Genomic DNA, 19,011 nt, shown 5'->3' on the forward strand with positions numbered 1-19,011 from the left:
AAGCAACCGATGTTTGGGTCGGCGATAGTAAATTTAACAGTTGAAAAAAAGATGAATCTAATTTGGTTTCGCAATGATTTGCGCGTCAATGACAATCCCGCGCTATCCTCAGCACTCGAAAATAAACAGCGACAAGTCGTCGCTGTTTATTGTTTGTGTGCCAATCAATGGGCGATGCATGACATGGGCAATAATCAGCAATGGTTAGTGCTTCAGGCGTTAAGTCAACTTAAAGTTGCGCTTGCTAAGCTCAACATCCCGTTGGTGATCCTTGAATCGGAAACTTTTCAGCAGGTACCCAATCGTCTCAGTGAACTGTGTGGAAAGCTCGGGGTAAGCGATTTATTTTTTAATATGGAGTACCCAATCTATGAGCGCCGCCGTGATAAAGCTGTCGTAGAGAAGCTGGCCGATACGGTTAAGTGCCACCGAAAAGTGGGCCAGTCGTTAGTCGCGCCTTGGGAAATTCTTAACGGTGACGGTGGCGGCTATAAGGTTTTCAGCGCTTATGCGAGAAAGGTGCAAGTTTATCTTGATCATAATCCGCCGATTAATCCAGCACCCCCTACTGCCCGGCCCGCAGAAAATAGGCAAATTCCGAAAATATCAGGTGTGGTGAGCCAGTTGCCAAGTATCAAGCCAAGTGCAGAAGTCACCCCGGATATCAGTGAAGATTTCGTCAATAAGCAACTGCAAACTTTTTGCCGGCAACAAATCGGTGAATACAAAGCGAATCGAGACTTCCCCGCTATTCAAGGAACATCAGAGCTATCCTCTGCTCTGGCTGTCGGTACATTATCCGTTGCGCGATGCTATCAAACAGCATTGCAGGCGGGCTATCCAGCCTCCTCAACTTGGGTCAACGAGTTAGTTTGGCGAGACTTCTATCGGTCGGTGATGTGGAACTACCCTCGAGTCAGTCAGCGGCAGGCATTTAATTCGGTGGATAAGTTTGTTCCTTGGAACAACGATCGACAAGTCCTCGAAGATTGGCAGTCAGCCAAAACGGGTATTCCGATTATTGACGCAGCGATGCGGCAGCTAAACACCACGGGTTGGATGCACAATCGATTACGCATGATTGTGGCAAGTTATTTAACGAAAAATTTATTTGTTGACTGGCGGCACGGAGAAGCTTATTTCGCTCAACAATTATTCGATTTTGATTTTGCGAGCAATAATGGCGGATGGCAGTGGAGTGCTTCAGTGGGAACCGATGCGGCGCCCTACTTCAGAGTGTTTAATCCTGCAGCTCAACAAAAAAAGTTTGATCCTCAGGCTGAGTTTATTAAAGCTTGGCTACCAGAATTAAAAGCATATTCGTCTAACGCGATTCATAAATTCGAAACAGCACCGCTTGAGGGCTACCCTCGGCCGCAAGTTGATCTGAAGGCGACTCGTAAGCTCGCGATCGAGTCTTTTAAGCGTGCTAACGCTGCTTAAGTATTTAGACTGTTTGACACTAGAAAACTGACTTTAAGAGTTAGCAAGTGCTAACTCATTGTCTTCACTCTGGGTTTTAACGATCCGAATACTATCGAGAATACCGAAACGAAATTCTAGCTCGAGCGTACAGTCTTGCTTGAAACATAAGGAAAAGGATGGGCCGTAGTCACTCAGTTGAGGATCGACATCAAAGTGTTTGCCAATAAATTGAAGAACCTCTTTTTGCTTTCTACCGATCAAGCGTCGTCCAAAAAGTTCTGCTTCGGGATTATAGATAGTGATTTTGCTGAGTAGAGATTCATTGGATGCATCGAAGCCTAGTTCCATCATTAATTCATTATATTGCAGGCGACAAGCATTTTTGTCGTTCAGATAAACTTTGTCTGGAACGCCCAAGTGCTTGGTCGCATCACTCTCCGATGCGCCAAAACGAATTAAGTTAGTGCCAGTGAATGGCTCGATGATCAATGCTATCCCCAATGGATTTATCTTACACGTGTTGATTATTTTTTAGCCCCGGAAGCTTACTGTCGTGGTTAAATTTTGACAAGTAAAAAATCTCATTATGTTATTTGCTTCACAATTTGAGAAATTAAAGTGGGTGTTTTAATTAGTTGGTATGAGTATTAACCAAAAAAGCCGCATGGGAAATGCGGCTTTTAATTTGAAATTGAGGTCAAATTAGGCCAACAAAATCAACCGGTTAATGTGAGAACCAATTGAGAATTGGTCCTAAAGTACCGGTAAATTTGAGCGGGGCGTTAGTGATTGCAAGGCAAATACAGCCGTTCTCACCGGCGACTGGTGAATGCTCGTCATTTTCGTCTTGCACAATAAATGAACCTGCTTTGTAGTGACCTTGGCTATCACTAAAATCACCTTGCAACACGACTGTGTATTCATCTCCTTCGTGAGTGTGTTGGGGTATTTTAGCGTTCGCTGCAAACTTGAGTAATTCAACTTCAAAGTCAGCATCGTTCATCGCAATCGTGCTCTTCCATATTTTTGGAGAAACTCTTCTCCATTCCATGTCATCAAAGTCCTGTTTGACGAGTTTGTCAACAATGTCGAAATCAGATTCGGCAACCGCTAAGTCTTCGTATTCGCTGATAGTCGCGACCGGCTGGATTTGGTCAATAGCACCTAATAACTTATCGAAGTCTTTGAGCACGATTTGATCTTCATTGTCTGCGACGGTTGGCATAGACTCGAGAGTTTCACCGCCGACGATTTCGAGCTCTGCAACGCGTTCTTGACAAATTTTGCAGTGTTTATGGTGCAAGCCGACGGCTAAAGCCAACGATGGCTCAAGCTTACCGCTTGTATATTTCAATAATAATTCAATGTCTGGATGATACTTCATTTGTCTTCGCCTCCCAGATGGGATCGTAATACTTTTAGCGCACTGCGAATTCGAGATTTCACCACGCCGGGTGTCATGTCTAATTCAGCTGCTGCAATTTGGTGGCTTTTGTCCTCAAAATAGACCTTTTGCAGCACGTTACGTTGCTCTTCGTTTAAGTAGGTAAAAACTTGTTGAACTTGTTTCTTTTTACGTGATAAATCAACGCCTAGATCAAGTTCTCCATCTTCGCCTACATCATGAGTTTCGTCTTGACTTACCTCATCTAAGCGTCTTCGACGTAGATAGTCAATTCGTAAATTCCTGACAATAGTAAAAATCCACGTTGAAACATTCGCTTTTTCACTATTGTAACTGGCTGCTTTTTGCCAGATTTTAATAAATACTTCATGAGTCAGTTCTTCGGCTTGCCTCGCCATGCCCTGATTCAAATAGAAAGATTTTACTTTTGGTGCAAAATGCAAGTACAAAGATTGGAAGGCCGCTCGGTCTTGAGAGCTTGCCACAGCTAGCATGTGCTGTTTCCAACATTGTGCTTGGGGATCGGCAGTTTGCAAGTTTGTCATATTGACTGACTGTCTTTTGGGACTGGATACCGGCCAATATACAAGATTTGTTGCTTGTTGTCTTTCCTGCTGCATAGTTAATCTCAATAGATTGTGGGGCTCTATAGCTCTAATAGAGCCCCATTACTGTCTAAGTTGTGTCTTAGTTAACTGGCGATTCAAAGTCGTCTAGTAAGATGACTCCAAGCGGTGCGCCACCACCTTCACCGTCACGGGCAATAATGGTGTATACGCCGCCAGCGCTTAAAGAGATCGTTGCTGGGCCAATTGCTGCATCTTTAGTACCGGTCGGAGTGACGATAACGTCGTAGCTTCCTTCGGCCACCGACAAAAAGTTGGTGTCAGCTTGAAACGGAACGTCAGACAGCGTTGGTGCGACATCAGTGATATCTGTTTGCGGAGCAACAAGATAGATATCAACGTTTTGTGCAGTCGGGCTGCCATGAATCACACGAAGCTTCGCTTCAGTACCAACTCGGCGATTATCTGCAGTTAGCACAAGTGGAGTGATTTCAGCAAGGACGTCTGTTGCGATCACGTTGTAAGCGACGCCTGCATCAAGTGTCAGGTCTGCGTCAATAACAACTGGCGTTGTTTCGCCATTAGGTACCACTTTAATGTTGTAAGTGTCTGCTGGAAGATCAACATATCCCGCCCAACCAGCGAATGGGATATTGCTGATTAGCGGCTCTGCAAAGCCATCGTTAGCAATGATGTCTACTGCCGGCGCGTCAGGAGATGCATGGACAACGCGAACTGAAGTCGGTGTTGAAGCGTCGAGTAAAGAAACTGAACCCGATGCGCTGAGCAATAGAAGGTTGACCGGTTGGTCGCCAGGTCCAACGTTAGTGACTGCTGCAATCGTGAAGTCCCCACCATCAGGAAGAGTGATAGTGCCTGAATCGTAAACGACTGTTGCGGCATCGCCAGCTGGCGTAATGCGAATTTGGTAGTCGCCAGCAGGTACTTCGGTCGCGTCTAAACTGTCTTTAAAGTCGGCGGTTACTAACGGAGAGGACGTGGCTAAGTCTGCACCAGGCGCGGTGGCATAGACATCGACAATCGGCGCATTTGGTGCGGCATGGACAACTTGGATGCGCGCATTACCAGCCGTTACAGCTGTGTCTGCCCGGGTGAGAATTAATGGTTCGATGTTCTCTAGCGTATTGACCGCGAGAACAGTGTAAATAATGTCAGCCCCGAAAGGTGCTTCAACGGTCGGGAAGGCTTCGACGGTTGACCCATCAGGTAGTATCGCGAGAACGTCGGCAGTATGTGTGCCGGCTGCTAAATCAGTGACTGGAGTTGCATCTAAATAGTCAACGTTTTCAGCGAAAGTGATATCGTCGACTGCTAAGTTAACGCGAGGTGCATCAGGCGAAGCATGAACGACTTGAATCTTTGCTAGTAGAGGTGGTGCTGGAGGTGGTGGTGGATCAGGAAGATCATTGTCGCTATCACTACAAGCGACGAGCCCACCCAAGAATAAACTAAATAATATGCTGAGTTTTTTCATCGTATTGTTTCCGTTCTTTTGAGAGTGAAGTTGTGATCAGGATTACGAGCCGATAGAAATTTGGATCACCTCTTCGGTAATATTTACTTTTGATCTGAAAACAGGGGAACTGCGTAAGTTAGGAAAAAGTTATACACCCTGGAGAACGTTTTGAAATTGTTGTTTGTAGCGGGATTTTTTGTTGCAGTGCTCGGCGGATGTTCGGCATCGCTGAATAGTTATAAAAACAAATCTCCGCAATTTAAAATGAACGAGTTTTTTTCGGGCAAACTTTGTGCTTGGGGAGTGGTTAGAGATAGAAGCGGCGAAGTGAGTCGAAAGTTTGTAGCAGATATTGCTGCAACTGCGGAAAAAGACGCCGTAGTTTTAGACGAAGATTTTGTTTTTGACGACGGTGAGAAACAAAAAAGAATCTGGAAATTTGTTCGTAAAAATGAACAGTGGATCGGAACTGCAGGCGATGTTGTTGGTGAGGCCGTTGGTCGAGTTAAGGGCGATACGCTCCACTTAACCTATGAACTTGCGATTCAAGTTGAAGGAACAGAATACGTCATTGCGATGGATGACTGGTTGCATTTAATCGACAGCAAAACCCTCATGGGCTCTACTGACATGAGTAAATGGGGTTTTAATGTTGGCCGAATTGATATTAGTATTCAACAAACGCAAGTCGAGAGTTGTCTCGCGAATTTGTAGTTGAGATGTTTAGTGAAACAAAAAATGTTGAGAAGTGTGAAATAGTTTATGAAACGGTTATCTAAAAATTTTGCTTCAATCATGGCGTGGTTTGACACCACGGCAATTGGCGATCAAAAAGGCGACGCGATTGATGCAAAACGTATTATCCCATTTATCCTGATGCACCTTGCTGTGCTGGGAGTGTTTTGGGTTGGTTTTAGTTGGTTTGCTTTTTGGGTAGCCGTTGGTCTGTATGTGCTGAGAATGTTTGCGATTACTGGCTTTTATCATCGATATTTTTCGCACAAAAATTTCAAAACGAGTCGACCCCTGCAATTTATTTTTGCATTTATAGGCGCGTCTTCGGCGCAACGTGGTCCCTTATGGTGGGCATCTCATCACAGGCATCATCACGCACGAGCAGATCAACCAGACGATCCTCACTCGCCGCGTCAGAGAGGCTTTTTATGGAGTCATACGCTCTGGTTTTTATCGAATAAAAATTTCTCGACGCGTTCAGAAAAAATTAAAGATTTTGCCCAGTTTAAAGAGCTTGTTTGGTTAGACCGGTTTGATATGCTTGCGCCGTTTATATTAGCGTTATTTTTATTTGTTTTAGGTGCAATTCTTGAGATTTATGCACCATCTTTGGAGACCACTGGCGGACAACTCTTAGTTTGGGGTTTTTTTGTTTCGACTGTTGTTCTTTATCATGCAACCTACACCATAAACTCTTTGGCACATCGGTTTGGCAGCCGGCGATTTGAAACTAAAGACGATAGTCGTAACAACCCTGTTCTTGCGCTGATTACACTCGGCGAAGGGTGGCACAACAACCATCATTATTACTGCGGGACGGTTCGTCAAGGGTTTAAGTGGTACGAGTTTGATATCACTTTCTACATTTTAAAAGTAATGAGTTGGTTTGGCTTGGTCTGGGACCTCAAACCAATCCCAGAGAAAATCTATCGACAAATGGAGCAAGCTAAAACATGATTTTGGATAAGTTCAAGAAGTTGTATCATGATTTAGATAGTTCGAATATCGACATTATCGAATCGGTTTATGCTGCAGATATCGAATTTACCGATCCTTTCCATCGAGTTGATGGACTGCAAGCGTTGAAAGAATATTTTCAAGGTATGTACAGTAATGTCAAAGCAATAAGCTTTGAATTCGGCGAATCGATCGCTGAAGGAAATACTTATTTTATCCATTGGGTAATGAAATTGTCACATCCAAAACTAAATGGCGGCAAAGAAATAACGGTTCCTGGTGCAACTTACTTAAAAGTGAATGAATCACAACAAGTGATTTTTCACCGAGATTACTTTGATGCTGGAGTAATGCTCTACGAACAACTCCCCGTTCTTGGTGGTTTAGTTAAGTTAATTAAAAGGCGTTTATAGCATGGGCTACCAATTTAATAACAAGCGCGTTTGGTTAACCGGTGCTTCAAGCGGAATCGGTTTGGCTTTAGCAAAGCGTCTTCTAGAACAGGGCGCGTCAGTTGCGGTTACCTCACGAAATGAATCTCAACTGAAAGAGATTTATCAAGATTATGATAATGCTCTGGTGGTAGCCGGTGATTTAGCGCAAGAGAATACGAACCAATCGATCGTGAATCAAATCATTGAACGATTCGACGGACTTGACTGTGTGATTTTAAATGCCGGGTCGGCAGAATATATCGATGTGAGAAATTTTGAAACAGCGCCGTTTGAACGAATGATGCAAATTAATTTTATTTCTATGGTCCGCGGTATTGAAGCTGCGCTGCCGCAATTGCGTCGTTCTACCGATCCCTATCTAGTTGGCATGAGTTCAAGTGTCGCGTGGCAAGGCTTACCTCAAGGGCAAGCGTATTCCGCAAGCAAAGCCGCGATTCGGAACTTGTTTCAAGGACTAAAAATTGAACTTGAACCGGAGGACATTGCGGTCAGCTGGATATGTCCAGGGTTTGTTGAAACGCCGCTGACTGATAAGAACACCTTCGACATGCCAATGCGGATCTCGGTGGATAAAGCGACCGAAGTTCTCGTTAAACACTTACAGAAACAGACGACTGAAATTCATTATCCCAAACGTTTTACATTGATGCTGAAACTTTTTTCTATGTTACCAGCGGGATTAAGCGCAAAACTTTTAAAAGGAACGGTACCAGAAAGATGAAGATAGCGATAATTGGAACGGGTGTTGCTGGTAATGTAGCGGCTCACTACTTAAACAAAGAACACGACATTACTGTATTTGAAGAAAATGATTATGTCGGCGGGCACACCCATACGCATAAAATAGACTTCGATGGTGAATCACATAATATCGATACTGGGTTTATTGTATTCAATCATAAAACCTATCCTAACTTCATCAAACTGCTCGGTGAATTAGGCGTTGAGTATCAGAAAAGTAACATGAGCTTTTCGGTACAGTGCGAAAAAACGGGCTTAGAATACAACGGGACAACTTTGAATTCGCTGTTTGCGCAAAGAAGAAACTTATTTCGACCGAGTTTCTATCGAATGATTAAAGATATCTTAAGGTTTAATCGCGAAAGTTTAGAAATTTTAGAGCAGCCCCATGAAAAATTATCACTGGGCGAATACTTAGCCGCTAATAATTATTCAGAGCAGTTTATCCATCATTATATCGTGCCCATGGGCGCCGCAATTTGGTCAACGGATCACGATTCGATGTTTGCTTTTCCGGCAAGATTTTTTGTTCAGTTTTTCCATAATCATGGAATGCTCAGCGTCGATGAAAGGCCACAATGGTACGTTATCAAAAATGGCTCTAATGAATACGTCAAGCCATTGATAGCCGCCCACAAAGATAAAATTAAATTGTCCAGTCCGGTCGAGAGTATCGTACGGTCATCTAATCAAGTTCTAGTTAAGGCCAAGGGGCAAGGGACAGAAGCATTTGACTATGTCTTTATTGCTTCGCACAGTGATCAGGCCCTTGCAATGCTGGAAAATCCAACAGCGACAGAAAGAGAAGTACTTTCGGCAATCCCCTATTCGGACAACGAAGCCGTGTTGCACACTGATGAAAGACTTTTACCTGATAAGAAGCTTGCCTGGGCAGCTTGGAATTATCATTTGCTGAAAGAAAAGAAAGAACAAGTAGCGCTAACTTATAATATGAATATTCTTCAGTCGCTCAAAAGTAAAAATACTTTTTGCGTGACATTGAACAATACGGACGCAATTGATCCAAGTAAGATTATTAAAAAGATGGACTACATGCATCCATTCTTCACTTTGGATGGCGTGCAAGCGCAGCAAAGACACAGTGAAATCAATGGAACCCATCGTACTTTTTATTGTGGTGCCTATTGGCGATATGGCTTTCATGAAGATGGTGTTGTTTCAGCGTTAACCGCTCTGCAAGATTTCAACAAGGAAATCAATAATGAACAGCAAAATATACTTTGGTCGCGTTCAGCATAGGCGGTTTGAGCCCAGATCCCATGAGTTCAGTTATGGGATGTTTATGTTGTATCTCGACCTAGATGAACTGCCAACGCTTTTTGATAAATTTTGGCTGTGGTCAAAAGACAAGCGCAATTTCGCGAGCTTTCGAACGAGTGATTATTTTACCGATGACACTGGCTCGATCAAAAATGCGGTAATACAAGAAGTGGAATCACAATGTGGTGTCAAGCCAAAGGGTTCTATTAGAATGCTCACGCATTTGCGTTACTTCGGATATTGCTTTAATCCCGTTTCTTTTTACTATTGTTTTGATGAAGAAGGTGAGCACGTCGACTTTATTGTGGCCGAAATCAATAACACGCCCTGGGATCAACGATACCGATACGTCCTTGATAATCGTGCAACAGAAACAAAACGCACTCAAGCCGTGACAGCGGAGTTTGATAAGCTATTCCATGTTTCACCTTTCCTGCCCATGGATATGCAGTACGCTTGGCGATTTAATCAGCCTGGCGAGAAGTTAACGGTGTTTATGAAAAACATCAAAGGGGGTAAAAAGTTCTTTGATGCGACGCTATTGCTCGAGGCTAAAGCAATTAATCGAAAAAATATGGCTAAGGCACTCCTTAAATTTCCTTTGATGACCTGGCAAGTAGCCGCCGGCATTTATTGGCAAGCCCTCAAATTATGGCTCAAAAGAGTACCTTTTTATGACAATCCCCACTCTCAGAGCGATCAAAAGCTAACAAATGAATCTAGTCGATAGAAACCAACGTATAAGATTTTATTAACTGGCGTTGGCTATCGTACCAACGGATAAATAGGACAGAAAACCATGAGGAACCGGCAATGAGCTCAAATTTGTCAGTCAAAACTTTAGCTGACCAGCTAGAAGCAAAACGGCCCAAAAGAAGCGCGAGCATAATGACTCGTACCTTAAAAAATGCCATGTTAAGCCAGCTCAAGCATCTAGGATATGGCTGTTTGACGATATATGACGGTGAGCAGGTCTTTCAATTTGAAGGAAAATCACGTCATGATTTAAAAACCGACATTAGAGTTAATGACGAACAGTTTTACTGGTTTGTTGGGTTTGGTGGTTCAGTAGGAGCCGGTGAAGCCTACATGAATGGCTACTGGAGTACTTCAGATCTGACTAAGGTCATTCAGCTATTTGCCTTAAATCAATCCGTAATGGATTCGATGGAGGGGGGCCTTGCCCGATTAACGAGTCCGCTTAAGAAAGGTTTCCACTGGCTCAACAAGAACACCCGTAAAGGAAGCCGAAGTAATATTGTCGCTCACTACGACTTAGGGAATGAGTTTTTTAAACTGTTCCTTGATCCTACGATGATGTATTCAGCAGGCATATTTCACTCTGAGTCAGATTCGATGGAACAGGCGTCGCTCAATAAACTCAAACGAATTTGTGACCGCTTGAGATTAAAGCCGACCGATCATTTGTTAGAAATCGGCACCGGGTGGGGAAGTTTAGCGATTTTCGCCGCGAAAAATTACGGCTGCAAAGTGACTACCACGACGATATCGGATGAACAACATGCCCATACTCAGGCGCGAATTAAGGCTGAAGGTTTGGAGTCTCAGATTACCTTGTTAAAAGAAGATTATCGAAACCTGAAAGGCCAGTATGACAAATTAATCTCAATTGAGATGATTGAGGCGGTAGGACATCACTACTTTGACACCTTTTTCGCGCAATGCAGTAAATTGCTGAAACCAGAGGGAGAAATGCTCCTTCAAGCGATCACTATTCAAGACCAAAGGTTTGATAGTGCTAAGAAAGATATTGATTTTATCAAACGCTATATATTCCCTGGCAGCTGCATTCCTTCAGTTGATTCAATCAGCGACAGTGTGCGTAAGTCGACCGACATGCGGATGTTAAATCTAGAGGATATTGGCGTCCATTACGCGATTACATTGCAAAAGTGGCGAGAAGCTTTCTTTGAAAAAATCGAAGATGTTCGTGCTCAAGGGTTTAGTGAAGCGTTCAATCGCATGTGGGAATTCTATCTTTGCTATTGTGAAGGTGGCTTTCGAGAACGTGTTATCAGCGACGTACAAATGCACTTAGTCAAACCGATGGCAAGAGTCCCGATGAAACTTGCTTCGTTGGAGAATTAGATGCCTCTTTGGATTGGATTTGTACTATTCGAAATTGGCTGGTTAACGGTCATATTGGGAAGTACTAGTTGGGTTTATTGGGCGATAGTTCCCTTGTTGGTTGGGTTCTTAATTTGGGAATGGCGGTTTTCACAACAACCTGGACAGCGCTCATTAGGTATCGAATACTACGTAGCGCGCCTCGCGTTTGCACTTCTCGGTTTTGCTGCGGATTCATTGCTTCAGTCGCTTCAGTTAATTGATTTTGACACCAGTACTGCTGGCGCAGCCCCCGGCTTTGCCCCACTTTGGCTATTGTTTATGTGGTTGTGGTTTAGTGTGACTTTATCGGCTTGTTATCAATGGTTGGTCGGCAAAGCATACATAGCAGGTGGCTTCGCCGCGATCGCTGGTCCCTTAGCCTATTGGGGAGCGAGTAAGTTGGCTAATGTCGCTATTATTGAATTCTGGCCTTTCATGATAGCTAGCGGAATCTTTTGGGGATTGCTGTTTGGTATTGTGTTCCATATCGAGCCACTTAGCCGGCTGTTAATCATCCCAGAAGATAAATCTCCTGTGACCAATCTCGCGTAAATTCGTCGATGGCTCAGTGATGAGCCATTCTTGATTCTTGTTTTTTCCCTTGGCCTTGAATATCTCTGGGTATACACTAGCGGGCTATTCGTTTATTGGTCTAGCGTATAAAGCATGAACCCGCCCCCGCCACAATCGGTCATCTATTCCCAAGCGCTTGCTTTGCTCAAAACGCCGCAAGCCGAGCAGGGCTATCAAATGCTCAAGCAGTTGGCTGACCAAGGATTTGAGCCAGCCCAGTTACGGCTGGGTGAAATGTTTGCCCGTGGCCAGTTTGTGCCGCGCCGAGCGGACTTAGCCAAGCAGTATTTGAACCCGCTACTGAATCAACAAAGCTTACCGGCAACGCTGCTACTTTCCTGGTTAGCAATGGAAGAATTAGATAAGAAGGAGTGTCAGCGCATTCTGAATCATTACAAACCGCCCTATCATCCGAAATTGCTTCATTTGATGGGGTTGTTGATGATTTCAAGAGCGCCAGAAGTCGCATTGGACTATTTTGCGCAAGGTGTCGCACAACTCGATTTAGACTCGAGTTTTGCTTACCTTGCCTGTGGACAAGAGTTTGGTCTTCAACTCGATAACAAGCGCGCTCAAATCGCTTGGCAAAAAGTTCAAGCCAGTCATTATCCGCTCCTTCAAGAATTGAAAGTCGACAGTTGGCAAACTATCGATAAAACCGAGCGTGAACTGCAACCCATTAACCTAGAATTAGCGAGTCAAATTGGTCCTTCGCAGGTATTAAATCACGCACCAATTGTCGTATTGACGCCAAATTGTGTAACTTTAGCTGAGAGAGCTCACCTTATAAGGCTAGCATCGCCCTCAATGCAACGGGCCGAAGTGATTCGAACCGTTGGGCACAATCAGGGACAAGCTTCCAATGTACGAACAAACTCTTCGATGTTTTTGTCTGTTAAGGAAAAAGATGTTGTTGCAGCAGATATTGAACAACGAGTTGCGCAAGCCTGTCATCAACCTCATGAAAATGGCGAGCCATTCAACTGTTTGAATTACCAGGTCGGTCAAGAGTACCAGTATCACTTTGACTATTTTGCTGAAGAACTGGCCTCTTCCCAGTCATATCTTAAATTTGGCGGTCAAAGAGTGGTGACGGGCATATTGTTTTTAAATCATGTTGCTCAAGGCGGAGAAACCGAGCTGCCAAAACTCAAAATAAAGCAATCTCCTGTACCCGGCGCGGTGTTATCTTTTCATAATGTTGACGAATTAGGGCAGCCGGATGAGCGAAGTCTGCATGCTGGACTGCCGGTGATTGCGGGGGAGAAGTGGGTTGCCACTCGTTGGTTTAGGGCCAATAAGCGCGAAAATCATTAAATTGTTGTGACCCTTAATATTTTTAATCGGTCTTAAGTGTATCGATAGAATTTGAGTTGTATGTGCATTTTTAGCAGTAAGGAAGTTTTAATGCCTAAATATTTATTGACACTTTTAATCCTCTACCCGCTAGTGTTTAGTGGAACGGTACGAGCTGAGTGGCGTCTGGAAACAAGTAGTTGGCTGAGCGATGATTATTTCACTTTGTTTCGTGCAGGTGAGGCGAATAATACCGGGTTGTTTTTAACCACAAATAATATGGATAGTTATCAGTTCCATTTGCTGCTCAGCGCTAAAACCCTTGATAAAAATCAGAATGAATTTCCTTTTATTGTTAAAGGAGAAGTTTTTTTTGATAACCAAAAGCATGGTCTTTACACACTTAAGAATGCCGTTAATGTTAATCGATATAAAGGTGCTGACTACCAATTTGGAGAAGACTTTTTGGATGCCGAGGTTTATGAAAAACTTAAACACAGCAAGCAATTTGCTTTTCGCTATCAGGGGCGCCAGGGAAAGACTTATCAAATTGTTGTCGATTTAAGTGGATATTACAGCCAATTTAATCGCTTCACGACTCAGAGGATGTACGAAATTGTTCCTTCTTTTTTGGACTATCAGGGTAAACAGCGCTATCGAGAACTCGTCGGTCGGTGTATTGTAATTGCTGAGGGTCAAGTCGATGATATTAAGGCGAGAAATAATAATATCGATAAGAATACCCGCATCAAGCAAGTCATTACGCACTACAAACAACTCAAGCGAAACGCTCGCAATTCAGATTCGAGTGTAAGTCGATTGAGTGAATTTGACTTTAGTGAGCAGGCCTTGAGCGATCGCGTGAGTCGCGCTTATGAGTTTTATGGAGATACTCAGGTCCCTGAATGGCTACTCTACCCTTTCTTTTCTCAATGCTATAACAAAGCCATTGATAATTTTTCTGCGTAACTTTGATTAACTCTGGTTTCATCAGTAATTCGCAGAAATAAAGGCGGTAAAAAATCCGATAAAATTTTGAACCGAAGCCAATCCTCGCTCGACTGACCAGTAACCAAACTGAAATCGAACGAGGAATGAATCATGAAAAACAATATCTTAACAATGAGTGTTTTCGCTTTTGTCACTATTTTTATGGGGGCTCAAGCTTCTGCCGCGGCTTATGTAAAATATGACGGTGTTGATGGAGAGTCAAAAGATAGCAAGCCAACCAGCAAGGTACGTCAGCTAGATAAAGCGAGTCCAAAGGCTGCTGGATTGTTGTTGCCGGCCGTACAAAAAGTCAGAAGTAGCACAATAAAACCGAGCAAGCGAAAAGTGACTCGCAAGCCGGCTAAGTCGCAGTCGGGTAAAAAGAAAGGTAATGTCGAGTACGTTTGGAAAGTTGAAGAAGGAGAAAGTTAATCTTTCTTCTTCTCTAAATGACAAACTCGATGGGGATGGTTAAAGCCCTTGAAGGTAATTTCTTCCAACTCAGTAAATTCGAAGTCGTCTCGGCAGTGGGCGAAGATTGGGTAGCTTACTAAAATTCGCCCACCCTGAGTGTGATTTTCTAATCTTGCCGCTAAATTGATGCCGCTCCCCACGGCCCTAAAAGCAACAATATCTTGTGAACCAAAGTTACCAACGGTGGCGAAGTCTTGATGGATACCGATACGCAGTTTAACGTTATGATCAAAACCTGCTTCTAACCATTGCTCCGCTAGTTCACTCATTGCTGCTTGCATTTCAAGCGCGAGTGTTGCCGCAGATTTAGCCTGGGTGACTTTATCCATATTTTCTAGGGCACCAAATAGAACGACCAAGCCATCCCCTAATATTTCATTGAGCATGCCACCGTTCTCTTCGATCAATCTACCCATACGACCTAAAAAGCTATTTAAAATATCGGTGATCGCTTCTGGCTCAAAACGGTCAGATACTGATGTGAATCCAGACAAGTCAGCAAACAAAACAGTGATTTGTTTTCGCTTGGCGACTAATGGGTTATGAACATCGCTGGTGACAATTTGGTTAACCATTTGTTTGGGGAAGTATTTTCCGAGACGTTCACACGCTTGCTGTAAAGTAGCCGCATGTGCTTTTTGTTCTTTAGCTTCAACGAGCCCACCAAGTTGCCTCAGGGTATGAATTCGGCTTAAGAGAACTTCGCGTTCGATCGGTTTAGCGACATAATCGTTGGCACCCGCGGCAAAACCTGCGCTTATATCACCGGGTTGATTTCGAGCGCTTAATAAAAGAATGGGAAGTTCGATGGGCGAGTAACTTTTTCGCAATTGTTCGCAAACTTCATAGCCTGAAAGACCCGGCATCATAATATCAATGACAGCCAAATCGAATTGGGATTGACCAGCGAGTTTTACAGCCTCCAAACCATCATTAGCAGATTCAACCGAAAAGCCATTCATTGACAATAAATCGGATAACACTTGCAGGTTGATCGGATCATCATCGGCAATTAATACATGACCTTTCTTTTTATTTGATTTATCTTTTGATTTAGCGATAAATTTCTTATTTGGTAAACCTAAATGCCTCTCTTGTTTTATCGCGGATACTGCTTGTTTTTCTGCTTGATGAGTATCCTCGAGCCAAATTGGAATATCAAAATAAAAAGTTGAGCCTTTGTTAAGTTGCGAATCTACCCAAAGTTGGCCACCATGTTCTTCAACCAACTGCATGCTGACCGATAGTCCTAAACCTGTGCCGCGATTGCTAATTGTGTCCGGAAGGGTTGCTTGTTCAAAAGGCTGAAAAATTATTTCTTTTTGTGAGTCGTCAATTCCAATGCCGGTATCTGATACGCTTATTTCAACAAAACTTCCTCGAGTCACTGCATTAATTTCAACGCGTCCTTCATAGGTATACTTAATGGCATTACCCAGAAGGTTATGCAAGATTTGCTGAATACGATTTTCATCGGCATAAATGAGCGGTAAAGACTTAGGCAAATTATTAATGAGTTTTAAGTTTTTTTCTTCCGCTAGTGGGTTGAGCAAACTTACCACCACGTTTGCGATAGTGTATAAATCAACCGCATTACGGTGAAGTATTAAATTATGATGCGACAGCTTTTTAAAATCCAAGATATCATTGATAAGTTGCGCTAATCGTTTACCGCCATCAATAATCATTTGCAGATGATTTAAAGTATTTTGGTTTTGTAACCCAGCGACACCTTCTCGTAAGGATTCAGCAATTCCAATGATGCCATTGAGCGGCGTTCGAAGCTCGTGAGAAGTATTTGCTAGAAATTCATCTTTTAATTGGTCAACTCGACGTAAATGCTCATTGATGGCTTTTTGCTCTTGAATCTTTTTCTCATGTTTATTCAGGTAAAAGGCTAGTAATGAAATTAATAAAATAAAATAAACCAAATAAGCATACCATGTTCGCCACATCGGCGGCTTGACGGTAAAACTCACGGTTAACTTATCACTAATTTCTAAACCATCGCCGTTGAGGGCTTTTAATTCGAAAGTATATTTATTTGGATCTAGGTTGGTAAACACCGCCCGATTTAAGTTGGTCGGATCGCTCCACTCGCGATTATAGGGAACCAACCGATATTGAAATTGATTGCGATCAGGGTGTCGGAAATCCAGGGTTGCGAACTCAAAAGCCAAGTCATTGGTATCGTGTTCTAATTCAATAACTTGTGAGTCATAGGCGACACCTCTCGGGAATAAGGAATTCCCTTGCACTTGTATATCAGTCACTCTCAGCTGAGGTTGAATGAGGGTAGGGATTCCGGAAACTGGATTGACGATAGTCACCCCATTAACACTACCGAAATAAATATTCCCATCTACCGAGCGCGCAACAGAGTTCCCAGAAAACTCGTTGGCAGTTAAGCCATCATTGATAGTGTAATTTTTAAAGATACCGTCGCTTGGTGAATACTCTGAAAGTCCCTTGTTGGTACTCAGCCACAGATTCCCATTGATGTCCGACGAGATACCATTAATTGAACTATTTGCTAAACCGTCCTTTTCAAAAAAACTTTTAAACTCATAAGTTTGATCTTTGATACTATTGGCGGACAGGAAGTTGAGACCATTAAAGGTGCCAACCCAAAGATTTCCATTTGGGTCCTTGTGGAGACTTCGTACATTATTGTTCGATAGTGAATTTTCTACACCGGTTTGGTTTTCGAGTCGAACAACCGAGTTGAACTCTGGATCGAAACGCAATAAACCTTGTCCCCAAGTGCCAAACCAGATGGTGCCATCTCCATCTTGAAGCATGACCCTCACCGATGCAGAGCCAAGCGCATCTTGGTCACTAAATCGATAATCAAGCAAAATTTCTCGAGTATTCTGATCAACTTTTATCAGGCCGTCATCGGTACCGACCCAAATATTACCGAAGCGATCCGTGTCGATCATTCTGATGCGATTGTAACTGATGTACCCTGAAGGAAAGTCTCGTCGGTTAATGATTTGAGTTTTTCCGGAGTCTGGGTTTAGAACCGCTAACTGTCCTTGCGTATTTCCCAGCCACAAATTTTCCGATTCGTCGATGGCAAGGCTGTAGATATGAGCGTTAAACTCCTTACCGGTTTCGTCAAAAAATTCGTTGTAGTGATTGTAAGTATTTTTACTGGGATCGTATTGGTCGATGCCGTAGCGTGTGGCTATCCATACATAGCCTTGTTTATCAATCTCTATGTCCCAAACAAACTCATGAGATAAGCTGTCTTTATTGAAAGGATTATGATTAAGTCTCGATAAGCGATTCTCGAAGGACATCGTTAAGTTGATGCCGCCACCCGCGGTACCAACCCAAATGAGGCCGGAAGAATCTTGAAATAACGACCAAATGCCGTCAATTGTTAGACTGTGAGTGTCTGAAGAGTTTCGTTCAAAATGCAAAAAGCCATTTGCGCCTTTACGCCGAATGTTAACCCCCCCTTCATCAGTTCCCACCCAAAGATCGCCGTTTTCCATCCGTAATATCGCTCTCACATCGTTCTGACTGAGACTTTGAGGGTCGTTTGGATTATTTTGGAATTGAACAAAGGTTTTGGGCTCGGGTCGATAATGGAACAGACCATCGAGACGTGTGCCTATCCATAAACTGTTGTCGGTATCGAGATACAAATCATTAATTTGTTTCGGCGTGCCCGGTTGATTGTAAGTGGTAAAGACCTGCTGCTCGATATTAAAGTGAGCTAAGTACTCGCTGCTCGCTATCCATAAATTGCCATTACCATCATCGACGATGTCGGCAATCGGTCCTTCGGGTAAAGATTGGTTATCGAGCGGATTGTGATAAAAGTGAGCAAAAGCCTGCTTTTCGGGCAAGTACAGATTTAATCCATGGTTTGTCCCCACCCAGATTCTGCCTTTAGTATCTTGATGAATAACCGTCACTTGGGGGTGGCTAAGGCTATCAAAATCATCCTGGTTGGATAGAAAACGTTTAAATTCGCCAGTTTGTGGGTTAAACCGGTTAACGCCATTTTGTGCTGTTGCTATCCACAAGAATCCGTCGTCATCTTCGATGATTGAGACGATAACATTGTTAGATATTGAGGATGGATCTTGCGGGTTGTTTTTGAAGTTGACGAACTGGTACCCATCGAAGCGGGTTACACCGTCGTAAGTACCAATCCAAATAAACCCTTGGCTATCTTGATAAATGGTATTGACGGTGCTTTGCGGTAAACCTTGCTCGGTTCCTATCTGCAGAAAACTAATAGAACTACGACTTGCACTTGCCAAGGTTGCATAAAAAAACAACGTGCTAGCAAGCAACAGCCAGCCATTGAGAAAAGCCGATTTTAAAAGGATAGTTTTTATTAGATCGGTGTTATTTTTAATACCAAGCAACGACACAAGATTATTAGCGACAGCCAAAAAATTCCATTACACTGAAAAGTAACCTAAATTTAATGAAAAGTCATTGTTAATCAAGGTGTTTTGTACCTGAATCCTTGTGTTAAAAACG

At 43.2% G+C, this 19,011-nt stretch carries 17 protein-coding genes; 12 read left to right on the forward strand and 5 right to left on the reverse strand.

Annotated elements, in window-relative coordinates:
• Nucleotides 1-51: 51 nt before the first annotated feature.
• Nucleotides 52-1,443: a cryptochrome/photolyase family protein gene (locus FLL45_RS11975; RefSeq protein WP_185964433.1), complete on the forward strand. Its 1,392-nt coding sequence runs from the start codon at nucleotides 52-54 to the stop codon at nucleotides 1,441-1,443.
• 33 nt (nucleotides 1,444-1,476) lie between these two features.
• Here FLL45_RS11975 and FLL45_RS11980 read toward each other — a convergent pair whose 3' ends face one another.
• The 4 genes from FLL45_RS11980 to FLL45_RS11995 form a co-directional block, all read right to left on the reverse strand.
• The gene (locus FLL45_RS11980; RefSeq protein ID WP_142942293.1) at nucleotides 1,477-1,914 is read right to left on the reverse strand and encodes a hypothetical protein; all 438 of its coding nucleotides are present in this window, start codon (nucleotides 1,912-1,914) and stop codon (nucleotides 1,477-1,479) included.
• A gap of 235 nt (nucleotides 1,915-2,149) precedes the next feature.
• Nucleotides 2,150-2,809 (reverse strand): ChrR family anti-sigma-E factor, encoded by a 660-nt coding sequence (locus tag FLL45_RS11985; protein WP_142942294.1) that lies wholly within the window; start codon nucleotides 2,807-2,809, stop codon nucleotides 2,150-2,152.
• A complete protein-coding gene (locus tag FLL45_RS11990; RefSeq protein WP_142942295.1) occupies nucleotides 2,806-3,450 on the reverse strand; it encodes a sigma-70 family RNA polymerase sigma factor in 645 nt (214 codons plus the stop codon). Before FLL45_RS11990 ends, FLL45_RS11985 begins: the two co-directional genes overlap by 4 nt.
• A 67-nt stretch (nucleotides 3,451-3,517) precedes the next feature.
• On the reverse strand, nucleotides 3,518-4,891 hold the full coding sequence (locus FLL45_RS11995; protein WP_142942296.1) for a DUF4397 domain-containing protein: 1,374 nt from the start codon (nucleotides 4,889-4,891) through the stop codon (nucleotides 3,518-3,520).
• A 150-nt stretch (nucleotides 4,892-5,041) separates the two neighbouring features.
• Here FLL45_RS11995 and FLL45_RS12000 point away from each other — a divergent pair, with 150 nt between their 5' ends.
• The 11 genes from FLL45_RS12000 to FLL45_RS12050 all read left to right on the forward strand — a co-directional run bounded on the left by FLL45_RS12000 (nucleotide 5,042) and on the right by FLL45_RS12050 (nucleotide 14,463).
• On the forward strand, nucleotides 5,042-5,587 hold the full coding sequence (locus FLL45_RS12000) for a DUF3833 domain-containing protein (RefSeq protein ID WP_142942297.1): 546 nt from the start codon (nucleotides 5,042-5,044) through the stop codon (nucleotides 5,585-5,587).
• 48 nt (nucleotides 5,588-5,635) lie between these two features.
• Nucleotides 5,636-6,565 (forward strand): acyl-CoA desaturase, encoded by a 930-nt coding sequence (locus tag FLL45_RS12005; protein WP_142942298.1) that lies wholly within the window; start codon nucleotides 5,636-5,638, stop codon nucleotides 6,563-6,565.
• Nucleotides 6,562-6,978 carry a nuclear transport factor 2 family protein gene (locus FLL45_RS12010; protein WP_142942299.1) on the forward strand — a complete coding sequence of 139 codons (417 nt, stop codon included), beginning with the start codon at nucleotides 6,562-6,564 and terminating at the stop codon, nucleotides 6,976-6,978. The genes FLL45_RS12005 and FLL45_RS12010 overlap by 4 nt, the downstream gene beginning before the upstream one ends.
• A 1-nt stretch (nucleotide 6,979) precedes the next feature.
• Nucleotides 6,980-7,741: an SDR family NAD(P)-dependent oxidoreductase gene (locus FLL45_RS12015; RefSeq protein ID WP_142942300.1), complete on the forward strand. Its 762-nt coding sequence runs from the start codon at nucleotides 6,980-6,982 to the stop codon at nucleotides 7,739-7,741.
• A complete protein-coding gene (locus FLL45_RS12020) occupies nucleotides 7,738-9,021 on the forward strand; it encodes an NAD(P)/FAD-dependent oxidoreductase (RefSeq protein ID WP_142942301.1) in 1,284 nt (427 codons plus the stop codon). Before FLL45_RS12015 ends, FLL45_RS12020 begins: the two co-directional genes overlap by 4 nt.
• On the forward strand, nucleotides 8,984-9,772 hold the full coding sequence (locus tag FLL45_RS12025) for a DUF1365 domain-containing protein (RefSeq protein WP_142942302.1): 789 nt from the start codon (nucleotides 8,984-8,986) through the stop codon (nucleotides 9,770-9,772). Before FLL45_RS12020 ends, FLL45_RS12025 begins: the two co-directional genes overlap by 38 nt.
• A gap of 83 nt (nucleotides 9,773-9,855) precedes the next feature.
• Nucleotides 9,856-11,151, forward strand: coding sequence for an SAM-dependent methyltransferase (locus tag FLL45_RS12030; protein ID WP_142942303.1), 1,296 nt, complete (start codon nucleotides 9,856-9,858; stop codon nucleotides 11,149-11,151).
• Nucleotides 11,152-11,724, forward strand: coding sequence for a DUF2878 domain-containing protein (locus tag FLL45_RS12035; RefSeq protein ID WP_142942304.1), 573 nt, complete (start codon nucleotides 11,152-11,154; stop codon nucleotides 11,722-11,724).
• A 114-nt stretch (nucleotides 11,725-11,838) separates the two neighbouring features.
• Nucleotides 11,839-13,062, forward strand: a complete 1,224-nt coding sequence (locus FLL45_RS12040) for a 2OG-Fe(II) oxygenase (RefSeq protein WP_142942305.1) — start codon at nucleotides 11,839-11,841, stop codon at nucleotides 13,060-13,062.
• A 90-nt stretch (nucleotides 13,063-13,152) separates the two neighbouring features.
• On the forward strand, nucleotides 13,153-14,010 hold the full coding sequence (locus FLL45_RS12045) for a hypothetical protein (RefSeq protein ID WP_142942306.1): 858 nt from the start codon (nucleotides 13,153-13,155) through the stop codon (nucleotides 14,008-14,010).
• A gap of 132 nt (nucleotides 14,011-14,142) precedes the next feature.
• Nucleotides 14,143-14,463 (forward strand): hypothetical protein, encoded by a 321-nt coding sequence (locus FLL45_RS12050; RefSeq protein ID WP_142942307.1) that lies wholly within the window; start codon nucleotides 14,143-14,145, stop codon nucleotides 14,461-14,463.
• On the opposite strand, the gene FLL45_RS12055 is transcribed toward FLL45_RS12050, so the two are convergent.
• Nucleotides 14,460-18,920, reverse strand: coding sequence for a two-component regulator propeller domain-containing protein (locus FLL45_RS12055; RefSeq protein WP_142942308.1), 4,461 nt, complete (start codon nucleotides 18,918-18,920; stop codon nucleotides 14,460-14,462). The two genes, FLL45_RS12050 and FLL45_RS12055, sit on opposite strands and share 4 nt — an antisense overlap.
• Between the last annotated feature and the right edge of the window lie 91 nt (nucleotides 18,921-19,011).

It is taken from the genome of Aliikangiella marina, from assembly GCF_007004765.1.
In the GTDB taxonomy this organism is placed as follows: domain Bacteria; phylum Pseudomonadota; class Gammaproteobacteria; order Enterobacterales; family Kangiellaceae; genus Aliikangiella; species Aliikangiella marina.